5 protein-coding genes are annotated in these 3,173 nt (G+C 60.6%); 2 read left to right on the top strand and 3 right to left on the bottom strand.

Annotation, left to right across the window (positions count from 1 at the left end; all coding sequences use genetic code 11):
- The coding region (locus tag EOA32_RS35495; protein ID WP_128374173.1) for a LysR family transcriptional regulator at positions 1-298 on the bottom strand (298 nt) is incomplete at its 3' end.
- A gap of 220 nt (positions 299-518) precedes the next feature.
- Between EOA32_RS35495 and EOA32_RS35490 the strand changes: the two genes are divergently transcribed.
- Positions 519-704, top strand: a complete 186-nt coding sequence (locus EOA32_RS35490; RefSeq protein ID WP_066999640.1) for a hypothetical protein — start codon at positions 519-521, stop codon at positions 702-704.
- A 256-nt stretch (positions 705-960) separates the two neighbouring features.
- Here the strand turns inward: EOA32_RS35490 and EOA32_RS39040 are convergent, their stop codons facing one another.
- Entirely contained in the window at positions 961-1,227 is a 267-nt protein-coding gene (locus EOA32_RS39040) for a hypothetical protein (protein ID WP_170950188.1), read from the bottom strand.
- A 288-nt stretch (positions 1,228-1,515) separates the two neighbouring features.
- Between EOA32_RS39040 and EOA32_RS35480 the strand changes: the two genes are divergently transcribed.
- On the top strand, positions 1,516-2,454 hold the full coding sequence (locus EOA32_RS35480; protein ID WP_348626470.1) for a GlxA family transcriptional regulator: 939 nt from the start codon (positions 1,516-1,518) through the stop codon (positions 2,452-2,454).
- A gap of 143 nt (positions 2,455-2,597) precedes the next feature.
- Here EOA32_RS35480 and EOA32_RS35470 read toward each other — a convergent pair whose 3' ends face one another.
- Positions 2,598-2,939 (bottom strand): peptidase inhibitor family I36 protein, encoded by a 342-nt coding sequence (locus EOA32_RS35470; protein WP_128374172.1) that lies wholly within the window; start codon positions 2,937-2,939, stop codon positions 2,598-2,600.
- Positions 2,940-3,173: the final 234 nt, after the last annotated feature.

The raw sequence follows: 3,173 nt of genomic DNA, 5'->3' as shown, positions 1-3,173 counted from the left end.
CGACAATGTCGGGAATGATGAACTTCGACACCACTTCGCGGTTGATCGACAAAAGCCGCCGGGCATAGCCGAGAAGCATCTCGCCGTCCGTGGTCAGCGTCACCGAGCGCGCGTCGCGCGCGAAGACGGAACGGCCGAGAATGTCTTCGAGCTTCTTGATCTGCATGGAGACGGCCGAGGGGGTGCGGAAGACCGCATTCGCGGCGGTGGTGAAGCTGCCGGTCTCGGCGATCGCCACGAAGGTGCGCAGCACGTCGAGATCGAGCAGCGGCAAAGGATGGTTGAGTGGGGCGTTCATCGGAGCTTGCCTTCAATTTTTCTGATGCAAATCATCATTCCATTTCGTTTGATTGAACATCACTTCGAGCGCATAGTCAACTCGATCGATGCAGGATGCTGCCAAAAGCAGCCATCGAACGACCATGATACAGGCCTGCAATCGACATGAAATGAAGCTGAAACAGACCTGACGTAACCCATTGCCGGGCGCCTCCCTGCCCGAATCGAGGAGAAAGAAAATGTCTATCCTGTCGTCTATCGGTCGGCTCGCGACCGAATTCAGCGCCGCCCGCGCCCGCTACCAGACCGAACGCGCAATCCATGCGCTGCCGATCGAACTGCAAAAGGATATCGGCTGGCCGGAAGCCGCCGACGCCAAGACTGGACTGCGCTACGGCGTGGGAACCTGGGCCGGAGCCAAGTAAACAAGTGTGCATCACGTGCTAAGGGCCTGCCGCGTGTCAGACCGGCAGGCCCTTTTTGTTTGTACTCAAATGACTTCCTCCAGCCATGCGGCCGTCGCATGACGCATATGAAGCACTCGCATAGCGACGTCCGTTTCGAATTAAAGCGCTGTAACTAATAGTAAATTTCGAGCGCAGAGCTCAAAAATGTCGCATGGGATGTCGCTTTTCATAACAAGCGCTTCGTTTTTGCGATCTAGTTTTGGCTGGAGCAGGCCTATATCACCGCCAGCAAAAACGAGCTGCCCCACTCCATTAAGCGAAGGCGACCCGTCTGAGCAACCAAATGGAGATGATGATGAAGCTCTTTGCCCGCCTGTTCCCCCGTCGCGAAATGAACCTGACGACCGCTCTTGAGCGTCAGCGTCTTGCCAAGACCATGCCCGGCCAGACCGGCGCCATGGCTGCCGCTCGCCTCGGCTTCGTTGCCTGAGACAGCAGTTTCGAACGGCACCTGGTTGCCGTCGCGCTGAATGAAATTCAACGTCGCCCGGCTCCGCCGTGGCGGCGTTTTTTTTCTGACGGCGCATTCGTTGGAACCTGAAGTAGCAACCTTCGGTCTCGCGCCATCGACGATTGCCCGTTTGCGACCCGTGTCGCAAATTTAATCGTCGCTTAGCCGTCTAGCCGATTGACAGGAATGATTTTTCCTGATGTCGCTATGCTATTAGCGACATTCTGTTCGCGTCATGGCCGCGTGAGGTTTCCCGTGAATGCCGTAAAGCACCCGATCAAGAGATCGTTTGTGTTCTTCCTCATCCCCGACTTTACCATGATCGCCTTCGCAACGGCGCTCGACCCGCTCCGCTCGGCCAACCGGATGCTCGGCTACGAGGCTTATAGCTGGCGCCTGGCCAGTATCGACGGCAAGCCCGTGCGCGCCTCGAACGGCGTCGAATGCGCCGTCAACACCTCGCTCGAGGAAGAGCGCAGGAAGATGGCCGGGCCGGACCGCCCGAACATGGCGATCGTTTGCAGCGGCATGAATGTCGAGCGCTATCATAACAAGTCGGCCTTCGCCTGGCTGCGCGAGGAATACAACCGCGGCGTCGCCGTGGGCGGCCTGTGCACCGGCGCGCACATCCTGGCGGCCGCGGGCCTGCTCTCCAACAAGCGCTGCGCCATCCATTGGGAAAACCTGCCGGGCTTCTCGGAGGCCTTTCCCAAGGCCAACGTCTTCGCCGACCTCTTCGAGATCGACCAGAATGTCTACACCTGCGCAGGCGGCACCGCGGCGCTCGACATGATGCTAAAGCTGATCGGCGACGACTTCGACGAAAGCCTGGTCAACCGCGTCTGCGAGCAGGTGCTGACCGACCGCGTGCGCAGCCCGACGGATCGCCAGCGCCTGCCGCTGCGCGCCCGTCTCGGTGTGCAGAATTCCAAGGTGCTGACCATCATTGAATTGATGGAGGCGAACCTCTCCGAGCCGCTGTCGCTGATCGAGATCGCCGACCATGTCGATCTGTCGCGCCGGCAGATCGAGCGCCTCTTCCGCACCGAGATGGGCCGCTCGCCTGCCCGCTACTATCTCGAGATCCGGCTCGACCGCGCCAGGCATTTGCTCATCCAGTCGTCGCTGCCCGTGGTGGAAGTGGCTGTCGCCTGCGGTTTCGTCTCGGCCTCGCACTTCTCCAAATGCTACCGCGAGCTCTATGCCCGCTCGCCGCAGCAGGAGCGCGTCGACCGCAAGCAGTTGCTGGCCGCCTAAGCGACAAGGCTACGAAAACCTACGGCGGCTGTGCGGTCCGTATCGCCTCAATGCGGATGTCTTCGGTCAACTGCGCCTTCAGCGCCGAGAATTCCGGGCTGTTTTTGAGCGTTGCGTTATGACCGCTGGCAGGTTCGACCAGCTCAATATCGGTCGCAATAGCACTCGGCGGACGAGATGCGGTCGTTCCAGCCGGAACCTCCGAAATCGCGGACCCTGCGGTTGAGCTCGATCGAGCGGCCGCGCCTTCCTGCATTCTCATAGGCGACGAGCGTACAGCCCCGCCGCACCAGCACCGAGGAAACGCGGTCGTTCCAGAAGCCGCCCCGGAAATTGACGGCGTCGTCAGGACCCATTCCAAGCGAGCGCCCGCGGAAGTTCGCATTCTCGAACAGCACGCAGGCGGCCTCGCCGTAAAATTGGGCGCTGGCGCTTCCGGCAAATATTGTCGACGCAAGTGCCGCCAGGATGACCAAACGTTTCATGTAATATTTCCTCATTTCATCGCGTTGCGCGATGGCGCCGGCCCGATCACATTTTGCCATTGTGCCACACGAGGAAGCAAGTCCACGGCCCCGCTCCGGCGGAGCTTGCCGACCGTCACCGGCTATCCATCATCCAGCCGCGGTTGCGCCACATCTTCTCACCGGCCAGGCAATCGGCGGCCGGCCTGTCGTCGGCAAGCACGACCGGCGGGTGAGCCGCCCCTTCTGCCGCCC

The organism is Mesorhizobium sp. M1A.F.Ca.ET.072.01.1.1 (assembly GCF_004023325.1).
Lineage (GTDB): Bacteria > Pseudomonadota > Alphaproteobacteria > Rhizobiales > Rhizobiaceae > Mesorhizobium.
The sequence above is the reverse complement of the archived record's forward strand: the minus strand, read 5'-3'. Positions and strand labels throughout refer to the sequence as shown.